General features: G+C 48.3%; 15 protein-coding genes, 1 pseudogene and 1 riboswitch. Of the genes and pseudogenes, 12 read left to right on the forward strand and 4 right to left on the reverse strand.

Annotation, left to right across the window (positions count from 1 at the left end; all coding sequences use genetic code 11):
• Positions 1-27 precede the first annotated feature (27 nt).
• The 6 genes and pseudogenes from DXZ20_RS14645 to DXZ20_RS14670 all read left to right on the forward strand — a co-directional run.
• A complete protein-coding gene (locus tag DXZ20_RS14645) occupies positions 28-873 on the forward strand; it encodes a class II fructose-bisphosphate aldolase (protein ID WP_163698914.1) in 846 nt (281 codons plus the stop codon).
• A gap of 462 nt (positions 874-1,335) precedes the next feature.
• Positions 1,336-2,421: a HEAT repeat domain-containing protein gene (locus DXZ20_RS14650; protein WP_163698916.1), complete on the forward strand. Its 1,086-nt coding sequence runs from the start codon at positions 1,336-1,338 to the stop codon at positions 2,419-2,421.
• A 301-nt stretch (positions 2,422-2,722) separates the two neighbouring features.
• Positions 2,723-3,340, forward strand: a complete 618-nt coding sequence (locus DXZ20_RS14655; protein ID WP_163698918.1) for a TMEM165/GDT1 family protein — start codon at positions 2,723-2,725, stop codon at positions 3,338-3,340.
• A 77-nt stretch (positions 3,341-3,417) separates the two neighbouring features.
• Complete coding sequence (locus tag DXZ20_RS14660) at positions 3,418-4,596, forward strand: MFS transporter (protein ID WP_163698920.1); 1,179 nt, start codon at positions 3,418-3,420, stop codon at positions 4,594-4,596.
• Between the two features lie 72 nt (positions 4,597-4,668).
• Positions 4,669-4,813: riboswitch (cobalamin riboswitch) on the forward strand.
• 284 nt (positions 4,814-5,097) lie between these two features.
• Positions 5,098-5,364 carry a hypothetical protein gene (locus DXZ20_RS14665; protein ID WP_163698922.1) on the forward strand — a complete coding sequence of 89 codons (267 nt, stop codon included), beginning with the start codon at positions 5,098-5,100 and terminating at the stop codon, positions 5,362-5,364.
• 181 nt (positions 5,365-5,545) lie between these two features.
• A pseudogene (locus DXZ20_RS14670) lies at positions 5,546-5,671 on the forward strand (SAM-dependent methyltransferase); the annotation flags it as partial.
• Positions 5,672-5,957: 286 nt separating this feature from the next.
• Here the strand turns inward: DXZ20_RS14670 and DXZ20_RS14675 are convergent.
• A complete protein-coding gene (locus tag DXZ20_RS14675; protein ID WP_163698924.1) occupies positions 5,958-6,545 on the reverse strand; it encodes a hypothetical protein in 588 nt (195 codons plus the stop codon).
• Between the two features lie 252 nt (positions 6,546-6,797).
• Here DXZ20_RS14675 and DXZ20_RS14680 point away from each other — a divergent pair, with 252 nt between their 5' ends.
• The 6 genes from DXZ20_RS14680 to codB all read left to right on the forward strand — a co-directional run bounded on the left by DXZ20_RS14680 (position 6,798) and on the right by codB (position 12,344).
• On the forward strand, positions 6,798-7,232 hold the full coding sequence (locus DXZ20_RS14680) for a ferritin-like domain-containing protein (RefSeq protein ID WP_163660186.1): 435 nt from the start codon (positions 6,798-6,800) through the stop codon (positions 7,230-7,232).
• A 262-nt stretch (positions 7,233-7,494) separates the two neighbouring features.
• Positions 7,495-9,069 (forward strand): IS66 family transposase, encoded by a 1,575-nt coding sequence (tnpC, locus tag DXZ20_RS14685; protein ID WP_163698926.1) that lies wholly within the window; start codon positions 7,495-7,497, stop codon positions 9,067-9,069.
• Between the two features lie 435 nt (positions 9,070-9,504).
• Positions 9,505-9,675: a hypothetical protein gene (locus DXZ20_RS14690; RefSeq protein ID WP_156828462.1), complete on the forward strand. Its 171-nt coding sequence runs from the start codon at positions 9,505-9,507 to the stop codon at positions 9,673-9,675.
• A gap of 199 nt (positions 9,676-9,874) precedes the next feature.
• On the forward strand, positions 9,875-10,303 hold the full coding sequence (locus DXZ20_RS14695) for a GIY-YIG nuclease family protein (protein WP_163698928.1): 429 nt from the start codon (positions 9,875-9,877) through the stop codon (positions 10,301-10,303).
• A 202-nt stretch (positions 10,304-10,505) separates the two neighbouring features.
• Positions 10,506-10,985 (forward strand): FHA domain-containing protein, encoded by a 480-nt coding sequence (locus DXZ20_RS14700; RefSeq protein WP_163698930.1) that lies wholly within the window; start codon positions 10,506-10,508, stop codon positions 10,983-10,985.
• Positions 10,986-11,078: 93 nt separating this feature from the next.
• Positions 11,079-12,344 carry a cytosine permease gene (gene codB, locus DXZ20_RS14705; RefSeq protein WP_163698932.1) on the forward strand — a complete coding sequence of 422 codons (1,266 nt, stop codon included), beginning with the start codon at positions 11,079-11,081 and terminating at the stop codon, positions 12,342-12,344.
• 192 nt (positions 12,345-12,536) lie between these two features.
• Here the strand turns inward: codB and DXZ20_RS14710 are convergent, their stop codons facing one another.
• From DXZ20_RS14710 to DXZ20_RS14720, 3 genes are all read right to left on the reverse strand, one after another.
• The gene (locus DXZ20_RS14710; protein WP_163659641.1) at positions 12,537-14,072 is read right to left on the reverse strand and encodes a beta-barrel domain-containing protein; all 1,536 of its coding nucleotides are present in this window, start codon (positions 14,070-14,072) and stop codon (positions 12,537-12,539) included.
• A gap of 4 nt (positions 14,073-14,076) precedes the next feature.
• Positions 14,077-17,055, reverse strand: coding sequence for a peptidase domain-containing ABC transporter (locus DXZ20_RS14715; RefSeq protein ID WP_163698934.1), 2,979 nt, complete (start codon positions 17,053-17,055; stop codon positions 14,077-14,079).
• 39 nt (positions 17,056-17,094) lie between these two features.
• On the reverse strand, positions 17,095-17,353 hold a 259-nt coding region (locus DXZ20_RS14720), incomplete at its 5' end, for a peptidylprolyl isomerase (protein WP_431732076.1).

Genomic DNA, 17,353 nt, shown 5'->3' on the forward strand with positions numbered 1-17,353 from the left:
CAGTGACATCTACCTCAGCCCCCTTTTATGCTCACGTCTACCAAGGAACTGCTAGAGAAAGCTCAAAAACAGGCCTACGCTGTCGGTGCTTTTAACTTATACAACCTCGAAGGTGTCAAAGCCGTTGTTAATGCAGCTGAAGCTGACAATAGTCCGGCAATTATCCAAATTTTGCCAAATATCCTAGAGTATGGAGGGACACCTCTGGTTAAACTCTTTATCGAAGCAGCGGACTCGGCTAAGGTACCGATGTCAGTTCATTTGGACCACTGTGACAGTCGTACCCATATCGAAACGGCTTTAGACGCTGGGGTTCAATCGGTTTTAGCGGATGGTTCTAAATTTCCGTTTCAAGAGAACCTTGCGTTTACCCGTGAAATGACAGCCTTAGCCCATGCCCAGGGAGCCACTGTCGAGGCAGAAATTGGTAGAATCAGCGGTACTGAAGATGGCATGACGGTGGCTGCAAAAGAAGCCAAGATGACCGACCCTTACCAGGCGAAACAGTTTGTAGCAGAATCGAGGGTAGATTTCCTTGCGGTCACCATTGGCAATGTTCATGGGCGGTATCACAGTGAACCCCGGTTGGATTTTAAGCGTCTGGCCAAGGTGCGTCAGCAGCTCGATATTCCGCTAGTGCTACACGGTGCGTCTGGCCTACCGGCTCTGATGATTCAACGCTCAATTGAATTGGGAGTCTGCAAATTCAACGTTAATACTGAGGTTCGACAAAAATATCTTCAGTTTTGGCGAGAATATGGAAAAACTGATTCTAAACGTGATCTCTTGGATTGTCAGAAGGCATCTACAGGTGCCATGCAAGAGATTATTGCTCAAAAAATTAGGTTGTTTGGCAGTGCTGGCAAAGCCTAGTAAAGCAGGGCTTACAGAGCCAATATGCTTGATAGGGGATCTCCCCCAGCCCTATTAAAGCCGTTACGCAGCACCCGTGCGCCCTGCCCCCCACAGGCTAAACTCAACTGATTCAACACTGAACCGGAGTTTATTTAACCCCAAGCGAGAGCTTTGTTACATAAACTGATTAATTACGATGTGGATTATTTTTGTATTTGAGTAGCTAGAACAACACTTAGAGTAAATTTAAAGATTGCACTCTACTTTAAAGAGTCTTCATAGAAACATAAAAATCAATGGGTTGTTGCAGTGGAAACTATAGTGAAAACTTTTGAGTTTCATAGGATTTAGATCCGGATACTAACCTTAACTCAATCGAGCTATTTCACTATTTTCGAAATACTTTCTAGTTGTTGCCTTAGTGAATTTCTGCCTTAAACATTTCAGTACACAGTTCTAAAGATAGATTAATCTAATCCTATGAAATTGTTGATACTTCAAAAGCTTGGCCGTTATTTTATCCTGCCATCTATGTTGTTTCTCAGCAGTAGCTGTTCTTTGTTCTCTCTCGAACGCATCGGAGATCGGGGAGACTGCAAAGATATTAGCAATGGGATATCTCAGAATGATGCCCATTTCCTAAGAAGTAAGCAAGACGACATAGATATTGAGAAACTGTTGACCTCTCTCGAGAGTTGGAATAGTACAACTCGCTATAAATCCCTTTTAATTCTCATTTCTAATACGGACCCGACTACACTATTACCTAATCTCAGGATAGCTCTCCAAGATAAAGATCCAAGGGTCCGAGCCACCAGCATTGAAGGACTCGCTACAGCGGCTGCATCCCAAGAGACACTACTGCCTGAAGTTCTTCCAATCTTGACTCAAGGAACGCAAGATGAAGATCCAGGCATCCGTTTAAGTAGCTTCGATGGACTAACTGAAGTTGTTGTCAGTCATCAGACGCTGTCTCCTCAATTGGTTCCCTTAATTGCCCATGGGTTGAAAGACAGCAGCGCTTGCGTCCGTGCAAAAACTGTATTCAGTGCGGACTGGCTTATATCCGTATTAGATTCCTCTAATGCTGAGATAAAAGCTATGATTCTAGACTTAATTTCAGTCGCATCAAGCGATTCTAGTGTTTGGGCTCGTCGACATGCTTTGGGTGCACTGAGAGATATCGATGTCGCTTCAGAGGAAATCATTCCTATGGCAGTTAATGTTTTGAAACATCATCCAGATTCGACTGTCCGTTCTGCTGCAGCTTATGCATTGATGGAAAAGGAGGCAAATCCTGCATCGACAGAAGCCCTACTTGCAGCCATTAATGACGAAAATGCACCAGTTCGTAGTATGGCAGCCGCTGCTTTATTTGCGCAACAACCGACCTTATTAATAAGCCAAGATGCCTTATCTACTCTATCTGACACAGGGCTTGGAACAGCTATTTGGTATGTGAAGCAACGACTAGATAATTTAGATGCGACAGACGAGTCGAAAGCTGATGTGCAAACGGTCTTTAATGTTTTGGCTGCAGAGTATAACTCCCGTCTAAATAAGTAAGGCCGTTGTTCCGTATGTACCTGCTAGTAATCCATTGTATATGTATTTTATAGGAAGTCATGCAATTAAAAATCATAAAGGTCCTATTTGTCGTATAATCCTTCTCGAAGGGGAGTAGCTATCGGTTTAGCCGACATCTTTGAATCAACATACTGGTGATGAGCCTGGTTCAGAGAATGATAGGGAATTTCCACTAGTCATTAGCGAGACCTTCACTAAATCTGCTGACGCGGATTTGGTGGAGTCTTGTGCCTCGTCAAATTCGTGCCAGAGACCGTTGTGATCTGAGGAATTTGAAAGGATGCTAGCTGCATTTACGGCCAGTCTGTTATTGATCACTGTCTCTGAGTTGGGTGATAAGACCTTTTTTATCGCCGCCATTTTGGCCATGCGCCATCGTCGCCGCTGGGTATTTGCAGGGGCGGTTGGGGCATTGGCCCTCATGACAATACTCTCCGTTTTAGTTGGGCAGGCTGCATCACTGTTACCCGACTCAGTGGTTAAATGGGCTGAGGTTTGTTTATTTATTGTTTTTGGTATTCGGCTGCTATATCAGGCTAGCCAGATGGCAACAACAGGAGACGAAGAGAAAGATGCGGCTGAAGCAGTAGATAGGGCAGAAAAAAGCAAGAGAAAACCGAAAGAGACTCCCTTGGCAATTATGACCGAGACCTTTGGGTTAGTCTTCGTGGCGGAGTGGGGCGATCGCACCCAAATTGCTACCATTGCTCTGGCCGCAGCCCATCCACCTGGCGGAGTAGTGATAGGTGCCGTCCTGGGCCATGCTATTTGTGCAGCCATTGCCACTAACTGTGGTCGCTGGCTCTGTGGCAGGGTTTCAGAACGTACCCTGACTGCATTAGGTGGAGGACTGTTTTTACTGTTTGGCAGCTTGGCTCTGTTCATGCCTCAAGCTTAATTTTTGAGGGCAGGGGGGATAGGACAGATCATCTTATCCCCCTGCTACTTCATCCTGAGAACCCCCAGTAGGATTCTATGACTAATCAATCACGTAGGCTGACACGAACCGTTCAAGCTCTAGGCTGGGTAAGTTTGCTGACTGATTTTGCCAGCAAGATGGTGTATCCACTAACACCTTTTTTCTTGACGAGCATGCTGGGTGCTCCAGTTTGGACAGTGGGGCTGATCGAGGGGATTGCTGAGAGCACGGCCAGTATTTTGAAACTGTACTCTGGCTGGCTGTCGGACTGGGCCGGTCGGCGCAAACCTTTTGCGTTGGCCGGTTATAGCTTAGGGGCATTGTCTAAACTAGGGTTAGCTCTGTCGGGAACCTGGGGCCATGTGTTAGGGGCACGTTTGTTTGATCGGATTGGCAAAGGATTACGAGCTGCACCACGGGATGTTCTAATTGTTGAGAATTGTACTGCTGCCCAACGGGGACAGGCATTTGGCTTACACCATAGTTTGGAAACGGTGGGTGAGGTGCTGGGGCCACTGGTGGGTTTTGTCTTTTTGCAACACTCTGCAGGAAATTATCGAGGCGTGTTTGCGATCGCATTTTTCCCAGCGCTTCTGGGTGTTCTGATCTTACTAACTCAGGTCAAAGAACAACGTCCTCACACTAGAAAAGCACGTCCCCAATTTACATTACAAGGATTAAGCCCCACCTATCGACAGTATTTACTAGCAATTATTCTCTTTAGCTTAGGAAATTCATCGGATGTTTTTCTGTTATTACGAGCCCAAGAGCTGAGCTTTACCGGCTCTACACTTCTGTTACTATACGCAGCTTTTAACCTGGTAGCCGTTGGATTAGGACTGATCGCTGGTCGCCTATCTGACCAAATAGGGCGACGACCGCTACTCGTCAGTGGATATCTTGTCTTTGCTATCACCTATCTTGGATTTGCCCAAGCCGAGACGCCTGCTGTTATTTGGTTACTGTTTATGTTATACGGTCTCTATGGCACTCTAACGCGGGGTGTCCAAAAAGCATTTGTTGCCGATCTGGTACACCCCAACCGACGAGGCGCTGAAACCGGCACCTTTCATATGGTAGTTGGCTTGGCCGCACTACCCGCCAGTCTCATAGCTGGCTGGCTCTATGCAGTAGTCTCTACAGCGGCTCCTTTTTATGTCAGTTCTGTCGCTGCTGTGATCGCCACACTATTACTAATGCGAATGCATTTGCCATCGTTAGAGTCAGGGAGTTGAGGATAAGCCACCTAGCACAGACAGCAACGCAAATTGAATTAACATTCCGTGTTGTGGGTAGTCAGAATGTGCTAGATTACTGGGCGTATCGGTTCTAAGGGGAAACAGTCCTTAGAGGAAACGGGGAAAGAGCAGTGAGAATCTGCCGCTGTCCCGCAGCTGTGAAGGAGGTGTCGCACCTCTCAGTCAGAATGCCCGCCGATAGTCCAATTCATGTTCTACAACATCTGCGAGGTACGGATGATGATTTTAGTGCGTAATTGTAACTATGTTGCCAGGGGAAAATCTCTACAATGCTCTACCCTAGGCATATATAGCTCCATAACTATTAAGTGTGCCTGTTAATTTTGGGCATCTGTTAGTTATCTAATTAATTTTTTGAAAAACTGTTGGCCAGTGTGTCACGGATTGTTATGCCTGCAAAAGGTATGAACAATCTATTGCTCTTAGCACTGTCTAACCCGTTCTCAACAGATCATTTTGAAAAAAGTTAGAAGCATTGTGCCATCCATTATACTGCCGCCTGAAGCACTCATGTTGCAACAGTATCTGCATCGCCCTGGATGTATTCCTGCGTCGGTTCATCCGTTTGTGAAACAAGCGGCACTTACGTTTGTTTCACAAACGGCACTTACCCATAAGATGCGGAGCCAAAAGACCTTTGGAAAACCAGCCAGGCGATTTCCATGGCGGGGTTGGTTGATGTTGATTGGATGTGCGATCTCATCTCTCTCTCAATCAGTGACTCGCCGCATGCGTCGATGTTGACAACGGCAGTTCTCTCATCGTATTTCCATTGCCCCAGTGGGCAACCGCCTCCATCCTAAAAATGAGAATAGTTACTAACATGAATATTTTGTCATTGCTTGTTGCCCTCCTAGCGATTTTGCTGGTGGTTGACATCGTTGTTTATCTGCTGACTCCCCGCACCCATGGGTCATCATCATCACTGATGCGGTTTGGGGTTGTCGGACTGCTCAAATCATTGCGAGAAGTACCCACATTGCTATTAATGCGTTTGGCCTTTGGGGGTGGCCTGTGTCGCTTCGGCGTGTTCCGTGCCGTGCGGGCTGACTCGCTAGACTTGGGTGAACGGCCCCTCTCAGATAACGGACAAAAGATGGTCGTGGCTAGCCAGGCCCTTCTTGCATTAAACTGGTATCCGTCCAGTGCCACTTCACAGCAGGGAAACTCAGAAACATGAGCCCTCCAGCCTAGGCAAACTGGCAGTAGGTGTTAGTCGCCACTAATCTTTCCCCTCGGATATAATGCCTGGAGTGGCTTTCTAGCTGGGGGGTGAGGTGCCGTTGTATGTGCAAATCAAGCTAACTCATCCATCAAATTAATGAACGAGTGCTGTCTTAAAATGGCTGAGCAAGATCAGTGGCATAGACCGTTTTCCAAGCTTTAACGGTGTCCTCGCCAATTTTGCTATCGATTGCTTCGCCGCTATCAGTCACCAGTCGAATATCAAGCGTTGTCTCTGGTGCGTTTTGCAACGCTTGAGCTAACTCATCGCTGACTGAGAACACATTATTTTGTCCATCAATTTGAAACACATCACCATCAACTTTAATGAAAAGTTGAATGATATTTCTGGCGTTACTAAATTCTGAGCAACTTAAATCTGAAGAAACCCGAAACGACCCGCTGAGACAGTCGCGATCGCGAATAATCGACAGCACCCGAATAAAATCACGACTCCAGAGGCTCTGCACCTCAATTCGGGCGGTTGTATTCAAAAAGCGATCGCTAAAGGAATGACGGTCAAATACCCCAACAAAGCTGCCTTCAAACGGATCATTGATTTGAACTGGCTCTGACCAAGGTAAATTACGGTGGGTTCCTAATGTGGCCGAGTCGACAACAGCTAGCCCAGCGGCAGTGGCTGCACTCGTTATACAGATACTCCCCAACAACCCTAAACTAATCACTAAACGCCCAATCATAATAGAGCGCCTCTGCTTTATGAGACTCTACTTTGACGATAGCACAAGGGATTGGAAACAGTTGAAATATGAGCTTTCTCTTATTAGTTGCAATTGAAATTGCAGGCTTCCAGATGATCTACCAGATGATTTATGTCTACTTAGCTAAACCCATGCCCCAATCATCTTTCAACTCCAACCATTAAATCATAGCCACCCATAAAACCTATTCCATGCTTATAATCAGAACTCGTTGATTCTCAACATGACTAAATGAAAAACCTTGACACCTCACAAACCATTGAACTGCTCAATCAAATTATGGAATTTGAGCTAGCTGGTGTGGTGCGTTATACCCATTGTTCTTTAATGGTTACTGGGCCCAATCGCATTCCGATTGTAGATTTTTTCAAGACTCAGGCAAATGAATCTTTACTCCATGCCCAAGAAGCCGGTGAGATTATTACTGGGCTAGAAGGCCATCCCAGTCAGCAAATCTCAGCTATTGAGGAAAACAACCGCCACTCGGTTAAAGACCTCCTGTCAGAAAGTCTAAACCATGAGCAAACGGCATTAAATATGTACAAAAAGCTCCTAGATGTGGTCCAAAACGCCAGCGTTTATTTGGAAGAATATACCCGTACCAAAATTGGACAGGAAGAAATGCATACACTCGAGATCAAAAAAATGTTGCGTGATTATAGTTGAGCTCGTGGAACCGTTGCTTAGGTAGTTTGGGGGCCTATCTTAACGCGATGGGCTACCAAGCCCTATGTGGTCAAATCGTCGATGTCACATTAGTACCGGTGCCCAAACAACGGAATCGTTGAGACGATGATAACGAGATCAAAGCAGGCAAGGTGCCTGAGCCTTGGCAGGATAAGCTTCATCTACTCCAAAAGGGTAACCGTCCCAGGAAGTTAAAGAAAATTTAGGGCGTCAGTGCATCAATCTTCGCTAAGTTGTGAATATGAGCGAAGACATCGCAATTGCAGGCATTAAGGTTCCAAAAGCGGACTGGGAGGCAACGCCACCCAGCATCCAAGCGTTGGTGAGGGTGTTGGAGGGGCGATTAGCTCAACAGAATGAGCGCTTAATTGAGCAGAGTGCCCAGTTGGCTAAGCTGAATGAGCGGCTTATCGATCTAGAAGAGCGTCTGAATCAGACCTCGAAAAATTCATCGAAACCACCCTCAACAGATGGCTTCGGTCAGGTGGTTAACGGTAAAAAGAAGCGCCAAAAGAGTCGGAGAGGGGGACGCTCGGCAAAGTCTCCCCGTCAAGTCCGCAAGCTCAAGCCCAGTGAGTTCTGTGACCAGGTGTTGGAGGTCAAACCATCGGTGTGTCAGCAGTGCGGTGCCCGGTTGAGTGGTCATGATCATTATCCCCATCGTCATCAAGAGATAGAGTTGCCGCCTATCGAGCCGGTAGTGATTGAATATCGTTTGCATCAACTCAGTTGTGATGTGTGTGGAGAGATGACACGAGCGCTTTTACCGCCGGGTGTTTCAGCGTCAGGATATGGAGAGCGAGTGAGTGCCCTGGTGGCCCTGTTGAGTGGCCCCTACCGACAAAGCTATCGTCAGGTATGTCGTTTCATGGACACGGTGTTTGGCGTGCGGCTGTCGCGTGGGAGTGTCGGTCGTTTGCGGGATGAACTCAGTGTGGCCCTTGCAGAGCCCGTGGCTGAGGCTAAAGCGTATGTCCAGTCTCAGTCCAGAGTGCATAGTGATGAGACAAGTTTTCCCCAAGGCAATCGAGACGGCAAGAACCCCGAGAATCGTAAAGGGTGGTTATGGGTGTTAGTGACGCCGTTGGTCAGCTTTTTTGAGGTTGTTTTGAGTCGCTCTCAGGCGAGTGCCAAAACCATGCTGGGTGAGTCTTACCCAGGAATTGTGACCTCTGACCGGTGTAGTGCCTATACCTGGATTGCACTGGAGCAATGGCAACCGTGCTGGGCTCATCTCAAGCGTGATTTGACCGCCATGGCTGAGCGGACGGGGGCCTCCTATGAGATTGGCGATGCCCTGCTACGTCGTCAGAGACGGTTGTTTCGCTGGTGGCATCGGGTCAGAGATGGGACCTTGTCGCGCGAGCAGTTTATCGCTCAGGTCAGGTATTTACGAGATGGATTCAAAACAGAGCTTGAAGAGGCCGCATCGTTACCGATTGAACCTGATGAGACCACACCGTTAGCCAAAACCGTTAGGACCTGTCGACGATTACTCAAGGTTGAATCGGCCCTCTGGACATTTGTGGTTACAACCGATGTCGAGCCGACCAATAATGCGGCTGAGCGCGCCTTACGACCTGCTGTGATTTGGCGTCGCACCAGTTTTGGGTCTCAATCCCAATCCGGCAGCGAGTTTGTCGCCAGGTTACTGACCGTGACGACCTCCCTCAACGCTCAGGGCAGACATCTTCTTGATTTCCTCACTCAAACCTTGTTAGCCAAACGAAAAGGGCAAACGGTTCCTTCGTTGCTCCCTCAACGCGAATTGTCGGTGTCAACTACATCTGCTGACAGACTATTGCCTGCTGCTTAAAAGACTAATATGACGGACGCTTACGATTATAGGGGCCTAAAACCATCTTTTTTGCCAGGAAAGTCATGTGCCACTTATTTAAGTTGGTCGCGAGGGCGTCAATAATTGCGATCGCAATGCTATGCAAATGGCTGTCCCTTAAAACTACGGCCTGTCTGAATACTCAAGAGGATTTTGGTTGATGTACGTGTGAACGTATAGTGGGTGAATGTAAAGTTGATGCGAAGGAAACGAGTGTGCCACTTAAACCAACACCCCAAAGGTGGCACATTGGCCGTTGGCAAGGTTGATACGTTAGGAGGGCGTTAGCAACCTGCGATCAATGGCTGAGGTATCAGTCTATTTACCATTAGATTTAAGCTCGTTGTGACGCCCACACATCAGGGGAAATAACCAACGGAGACTTAAGTTCTATATATAGGGAATTTCAAGCAAATGATGACGACAGTAGCCTCACCCCTGACCCAAGATCAAATGCTTGTTGTAGTCGACGAGCCAACGCGGCAGCCAAGTTCCTGGCGTAAGTGGGTGGTAAAAATAGTTTTACAGCCGTTTCTATGGGCTGCCTGGGTACGCTCCAAAGTAATTCTTCGCGAAGATTGGTAAGCTGCTGAGCTACATAAGCTGCTGAGCTACATTTTGGTCACTAAGATTTAGAAAGCTTTGTTGGTAGCAGCTCTAGAATCGTTAACTCACTAAATGCTGCTGATGAAAATGGTCTAGGGGTCTCAGATAGGAGCCCTTAGACCATTTTTTGATGATACTAAGATACTAAAATGGGGGTTGCCGTTTAAATCCCTACTGAATGAGAGCGCACCCTCACCCACGGCGTTGGGCCTCTGTACTGCTAGAGGAGCGACGCAGTTTGCCTCAGACATCAGGTGTTTATGCGGTCATTAAACAGAAGAAAATTTACTACATTGGCTTTTCCAGTAATCTAAATCGAAGATGGCGGGGTAAAGGACATCATCGGTTTGCTCAAGCCGATAAACTCGGGCGTCCTAGCCTGCACTATTTGCCATTGCCCAAGCAAGCTGCACGCACCCTAGAAAAGCGACTCATTTCTGAATACAGTCCGCCATGGAACTATTCAAAGATACCGGCACTGTCTAAGGTCCATTGGCTACAACGGGTGTTGATGGCAGCCACCTGCTTATGGGTGCTATTTATTTCAAGTCATAGCTTGATGTTGGGGGTGATGGCAGCAGCAGTTGCGATCGCTCTATTTCATTGATTCTGTTCATCAAATTCATTGATTCTGTCTATCAAACTAGGGCAAGACTACATTTTTGTTAAAGCTTCTCCAAAGCCAAAGACTATTACGGGGGAGACGGGCGAAATAGTTGTAAAACTAGACCTATTCAGTAGTTTCTAATGCCCGATCGCATTAGGAAAATTACTTCTTATAAGAGTTTAATCATTACCATTAAAGATTAATGAAATCCAGTTGTCTCTCCAGTATTCTTATCGTTGAAGATAATCAAGGCCGAAGAGAGATTGTTCTTGATGATTCTCTCTACTCTCTCGGGCGTGATACTAAATGCGATGTTCGCTTAACGTCACAGTTTGTTAGTCGACACCATGCCACCTTAGTTCAGCTTCCTAAGGAAGATGGGAGTTTGTTTTATCGAATTTTAGATGGCAACCTCCAGGGTAGAGCCAGTGCTAACGGCATGCTAGTCAATGGCCGTAAGCTCGAGTCCCATGATCTGCAAAACGAGGATGAAATTATCTTTGGCCCTCAGGCTCGGGCCGTCTACTATCAGCGCCAAAAAGATACAACCTCAAGCGTTTCATCTGACTCTGTTGCATCAGATGGCTCAACAAAGTCCAATTGGCTCCGTAATCCATACCCACTACTGCCTGAATTGGAGGCAGATGCTGGGTTAGGGGATGTAATTAGGTGTATTCCATAGATCGTTGCAATGGATACTATCTAAATCCGTAAAAACCCGTATGAATAGAGACTAACTAGAAACACCTTCACGCTCTACTGGTGAGGTAACTTAATGTCTCTATCTACAGAACCGAATGTACTCGAAACCTCGGTGGCCGAGGACTATCCGCTCAGTGCGGTACCTAAAACAGCACGTAAACCTTTTTGGTCGCTGTGCTTATTGCTGATGGGATTTGCCCTGACATCGACCACTCTGTTTGCAGGGGGTGCCCTCGGACCGGCATTTAGTGTCCCGCAGCTGATGACCATCATTATCATTGGCAACCTGATTCTCGGCTGCTATTGTGCAGCACTGGGCTACATTGCTTCCCAAAGCGGTCTGACCACGGTACTTATGGCCCGGTTTAGCTTTGGTAACGTGGGCTCTCGCTGGGTAGATTTCATTATGGGCTTTACCCAGATTGGCTGGTATGCCTTTACCACGGCCATTGTGGTGCAGGTGTTATTAGAGCTGTTGGGGGTCCCGAACCAGGGCTTTCTGTATATGGTGCTGGTATTTTTTTTTAACTATGCCTTTTGTGCCACTGCCTATGTAGGCTATCGAGCCATTGACTGGCTGAGTCGATTAGCTGTGCCTGCCATGTTGATCTTGGTAGCCATTAGCTTGTTTCTAGCATTTAGAGACTTTAATGGCACTCTCCCTGAGCCTACGGGTGAGATTAATATGGGAGCTGCCTTAGCCATAGTCATTGGCACCTTTATCTCAGGGGGAACCCAATCCACTAACTGGAGCCGCTTTGCTGATTCTGGTAAAAGTGCCATCATTTCCACATTGAGCGCCTTTATGGTGGTCAATGGCATTTTGGTGTTTGCAGGCGCATTTTGCACCCTGGTCTATGGGTCAGAAGATTTGATCAAGGCGATGGCGACCCAGGGCATTTTGGCAGGCGGTGTGATTCTTTTAATCCTTAACGTTTGGACCACTCAAGACAACACCATCTATGCCTTTTCAGTGGCAGGGGCCAATATGTTCCGCACTCGCAAACGTCATGGGTTTGTACTGGGTGGGGCAACATTAGCACTGGCCTTTACTCTTTCTGGTATTTACGAGCTATTACCCCAATATCTGATTTTTCTGGGTACTGTGATTCCCCCCGTAGGCGGCATCATTATGGTGGACTTCTGGCTGCGCCATGGGGGCCGTTTTCCTAAGCTGTCATCCCGTTTACCTGCCTTTAACTGGACCGGTGTGATCGCCTATGTAATCGGGTCTATTGTGGCCTACGTGACGGGTAATGCTGGTATAGGCATTGGTCCAGTCAATGGAATTGTGACTGCAGCTGTGATTTACGGTATTTTGTGCCGGGTACTGCGGTAGTCGCAAGACAGTGCCCCAAAAAGACAATGCCCCGAAAAGAGAAGAGTCACCTTTTCCTGAGTACTCCTCAAAGTCCTTCTCCCTGGGGGAGAAGGATTTAGGATGAGGGCTAAAATCCTACGGGAGACCTTACCAGTAGGGACTATCTTTATGCAGCCAAACGACCTAGAGATAGACAAAATCGATCATTGCTTACTTCGAGAAGAAGCTATCCTTCTTGCGCACAAACAAGTCTGTAAAGAACGAGATCACCGTGCGCTTCTCGGTCTTAATATTGACATTGAGCGACATGCCAGACCGTAGCGTATAGGTCTCACCTCTGGATTCCAATACCTGGGACTTAAGCTGAATCTCAGCTGGGAATCGGTAGAACGGATATATTTCATCAGGAGGTAAAGCATCTGAGCCGATACTGACCAAGTGGCCGTCAATGTCGCCATATTCGCTGTAGGTAAAGGCATCGATTCTGACATCCACTGGCTTGCATTCAGCTTCGATCCCGGCTTGGTCTTCTGCCCGGACGGCGGTACGGCAATCATCCGTCAACTGTACAAAGCCAATGTCCTTATTGGGGATAAAGACGCGGGCAGTCAGGTTATCTTGAGGAACAATTTCTAGAATCGGCTCGGTTGAATTGGCCGCATACCCTGGTTGGTTGGCTTTTAAATTAAATACCTCACCACTGACAGGAGCCGTCAGTTCGCGGAACTGTAGTTGCTCTTCCAGTTGGGCAATGCGGCTGCCTAGCTCCTGACGCTGGGTCTCGTTTTGCAAGACGGTTTGCCCTAAATCACTGTCAATCGATGAAATCCGCTCGCGGTTATTGCGGATCTGATCGCGGCGGCTGCGCTCAAATTCGAACTCGGCCCGCTCAATTTCGGCTTCAGCTTGATTAATTTGGGCATCAAGACGGCTAATTTCATCTTTGAGAGTACTGACTCGGGTAATTCGAGTGCTGACTTCCTGCTCTTGTTGCAATCGGCTTAGTTCGGCTACGGCTCCTTCTTTTTCTAGCCACTGTAATCGGCTGAGAATTTCTTCGTTCGTGTCCAAGTCATTTTCAGCGTTAACCAGTTCGGAACGAGCCTGGCTGAGACGAGCTTTGAGGTCTTTAATTTGCTCTTGGTTTTGGGTTTGCCGTGCTTGGGATTCCCCGATGGCACTGCTAACGTCTGCCGCAGCCTCGGCGGATAAACCACTGGTATCGCCATCAATTTGAGCTTGATAGATACGATTGCTAGCTTCTAGCTGATTTCTTTCTTCTAGTCGCTGCTGTAGATCGTTCGCTGTCATGCCACTGACTGCTTCTCCATTACCATTGCCATTCTGGGACCGATAAATTTCAGTTTGGTCGGCGAGGTAGCCACGAATGCGTAATAAAGAATCTAGTTCAGCTTTGGCCGCTGATTGGTTGAAGGTAATGAGCACATCACCTTTTTCTACCAGGTCACCTTCTTTTACGTGAATTGTTTCGATGACCCCACCGCTGGGGGTTTGTACGGGCTGCACCACACCCACGGGTTCTAACTTGCCTTGGGCGGGAATGGTTTCTTCTACCTTGGCTAAAAAGGCCCAGAGTACACTGATGCTGGTGACACCAAGGATGGCCCACACAATTGCCCGTGACCACAGGGGCGATTGACGTAAGATAACGGGCTGATCAAAAGGCTGGGCCTGACTGCTGGGAGCATTCGGGACACCGCTGTTGGGTATTTGTTGAGATGTCATTTAACTAACCGTTCCCTTGTTGCTGGTGTAGACAGTAGTAGCGCCCTTTGAGAGCAAGAAGCTCGTTGTGGGTACCTTCTTCAACGATAGAGCCCTGGTCCATGACTAGGATGTTATCGGCTGTCCGTAACGCCCCTAGTCGGTGGGTGATAAAGAAGACTGTACGGCCTTTAGACCATTTCATCAGGTTAGTGGAGACCTGGGCCTCGGTGTCATAGTCCAGGGCACTGGTGGCCTCGTCCAAAATTAATAGACGGGGATTTTGCAGAATTGTGCGTGCGATCGCAATCCGCTGCCGCTGTCCCCCCGATAAGGAAGACCCCCGCTCACCCACCCGAGTGTTGTATCCCACCGGTAGACCCATAATGAAATCATGGCAGCAGGCAATCTTGGCCACTTGAATCACTTCTTCGGTAGTGGCTTCCGGATTTGTCAGGGCAATATTTTCCTGGATGGTGCCCTCAAACAGCAGACTATCCTGGGGCACAATACCCACCTGCCGACGCAACGAATACAGCTCAACCTTATTGATGTCGTAGTTATCAATCAAGATCCGGCCTGAGTTAGGTTCATAAAGTCTGGGCAGTAGTTTCATCATGGTACTTTTACCCGAACCACTCTGACCCACTAAGCCGACAAACTGCCCCACCGGAAACTCCACATTAATATTAGATAGCTGGAGCGGACCCGATGCACCGAATCGGAAGGAGAGATTCTCATAGCGAACATGGCCTTTGATATCCGGCATGGGAATCTGGCTACGCTGCTCTTCCTCTTGCTCCTGGGGATGATCGATAATGTCGCTCAAACGCTCCAGGGACAAGGCAGTTTCTTGGAAGTTCTGCCATAGCTGAGTCAGGCGGAGCAGGGGCTGGGTTACATAGCCTGCAATGATTCGGAAGGCGATTAATTCACCCAGGGTCAAATCACCTTCGAGCACCAAAAATGCACCAAACCAGAGGACGAGCAAACCCGAAATTTTATTGAGGAAGTTACTGGCTGAGCTGGCAGTGGTGGATGTGAGTACCGTCTTAAAGCCATCGCTGACATAACGGCTGTAGCGATCCTGCCATTTCCAACGGGTGTTGAGCTCAATGTTTTGGGCCTTAACCGTTTGAATACCCGATAGCGCCTCCACCAAGAACGATTGGGTCTTAGCATTTTGCTCTGCCTTAGCCCGTAGCTGACGGCGCACAATGGGTGAAACAAAAAACGTAAGACCTAAAAATAGAGGAATGGTCGCCAGGGACACCACCGTCAGCTTGATGCTGTAGATCAGCATCACGATGATGTAGACCACGGAGAAAACCGCATCCAACACTACGGTTAGGGCGGTACCGGTGAGAAACTGCCGGATATTTTCCAACTCGTTAACACGGCTGGACAGTTCACCCACAGGCCGCCGGTCAAAGTATTTGAGTGGCAACCTCAGTAAGTGATCAATGGTTTGGGATGCCAGGGTCATGTCGATCCGGTTAGTGGTATCGACAAACAGATAGGTGCGCAGACTGCCTAGAATCGCCTCGAACACTGCCACAATCACCAGGAAAATTCCCAGCACATGGAGCGTATCGACACTTTGCTGCACAATTACCCGGTCAATAATCACCTGAATCATCAGGGGATTAGCCAGTCCAAAGATTTGATAGAAGAATGAGGCGGCTAGGACCTCGATCAAAATCCACTTGTACTTCTGTAGGGAGGGGGCAAACCAGGACAGACCAAAACGCTGCTGGGGTGTTTGGGCCGTGGTTTCTAGCAGCAGTACTTCCCCCTCTTGCCCCCAAATTTCCTCAAAGGCCTGGGGAGAATGGTGGACGATTTCCCGATCTTCAGGGCAGCCGATGACGTATTTCTTCGCTGAGGTTTCATATAGCAGGGCGTAGCTATCGCGCCACTTGATCAGCGCTAACTTTGGCAGTCGTCCAATGGCACTGGCGGGTACCTTAGCCAACTGGGGTTTTAGGCCCAACATGTCAGCCACGGCTCCGCAGGATGCTAGTGACACCTGACCCAAACGAGCCTTTTGGTTAACCAGGACTCGGCGTACCACATCTTTTTTAAAGGGCATGCCAAAATGTTTGGACAACATTTCAAAGCATGCAATTAAGGCGTCGATTTCGCCACGAGCGCGAATGTGGGGATAGGTCTGATTGCGGCGGCTGGGCTCTGTTTCTGGACCCAGGTCTTGGGGGAGCGCATCGGCGTAGGGAATCGCTGTAGCCGTTGTTTCAGCCTCCCAGGGATCATCTTCGACGATTTCTGCTGCCTTGGTTTCAACCTGGGCCGCAATCATGGCATGGGGAATCCCCAGCAGACGAGCACCATTGGCACTTTGCACTTCGGTTGAGGCCATGGTGGGGCTCAACTGGCCACCCTGCTCATGGAAGGCAACGTTGCCCCGACTAATGAACCAAAGATTTTGGCCGTCAAGGTCGCTGTGCTTTAAGGGACCGGCGGGGACTTCTTTAACGGAAACACCTGACGCTTGAATGTTTGCCGTAAGCTCAGCTATGTCACCGGCATTATGGGCCTGCTTCTCAAAGTATTTGCTGAGGATTTCAAATAGCTCTGCCAAATAGCAATGGTTTTGGATGGCGTTGCCAAAGTTGGGATGGTCATGAACCAGCTGTTTAATAGCGGCCACAGGGATCGCCACGGCCACAATTTCAGTGGATGCGATCGCACTCTCACAGGCGACCCCACGAGCTGGGCCTGCCAGACCCAAAATATCTCCTGGACCCAAGAGTTTTAGCGTAATTGGATTTTTAGTATAGGGGTCGTATCCCAGCAGGCGCACCTGTCCTTCTTTAATGAGGACAACCTGATGCGGCATGGTTTCCCGTCTGAGGATGGGCTGACCCATGCGATAGCGTAACAGTTGGCTGTTGTCAGCCAAATCCTGTAGCACCTTTGCAGGCAACTGGTCAAAAGGCCTAGTGTCGCTTAGCTGTTGATGGATAGGACTAGCGGTATAAGTCATAATTTAATACGAACTCTGCGTGCGTAAGCAGCTGATGCCTCAATCTAAAAGGGGTTCGACGGCTGTAGACTGCGTAGTTTCTTGGAGCCATTTTTTAAAAAGCTCATCCAAGAGGCGCTGCCGCATGGACTCATCAAACTGTGCGGGTACAAACTTCTCTAGCCGAGTAATCACGTACCATTCGCCGATGGGGGTGGGGGACCACAACTGTCCAGGATGGCTCACAGAAAGCATCCGGCCAATCATTGGATGGGGCACGCTCAGCTCAACAGGTCCAATTAACCCTCCTGTTTGAGCT

The organism is Adonisia turfae CCMR0081 (genome assembly GCF_011009555.1).
Lineage (GTDB): Bacteria > Cyanobacteriota > Cyanobacteriia > Phormidesmidales > Phormidesmidaceae > Leptothoe > Leptothoe turfae.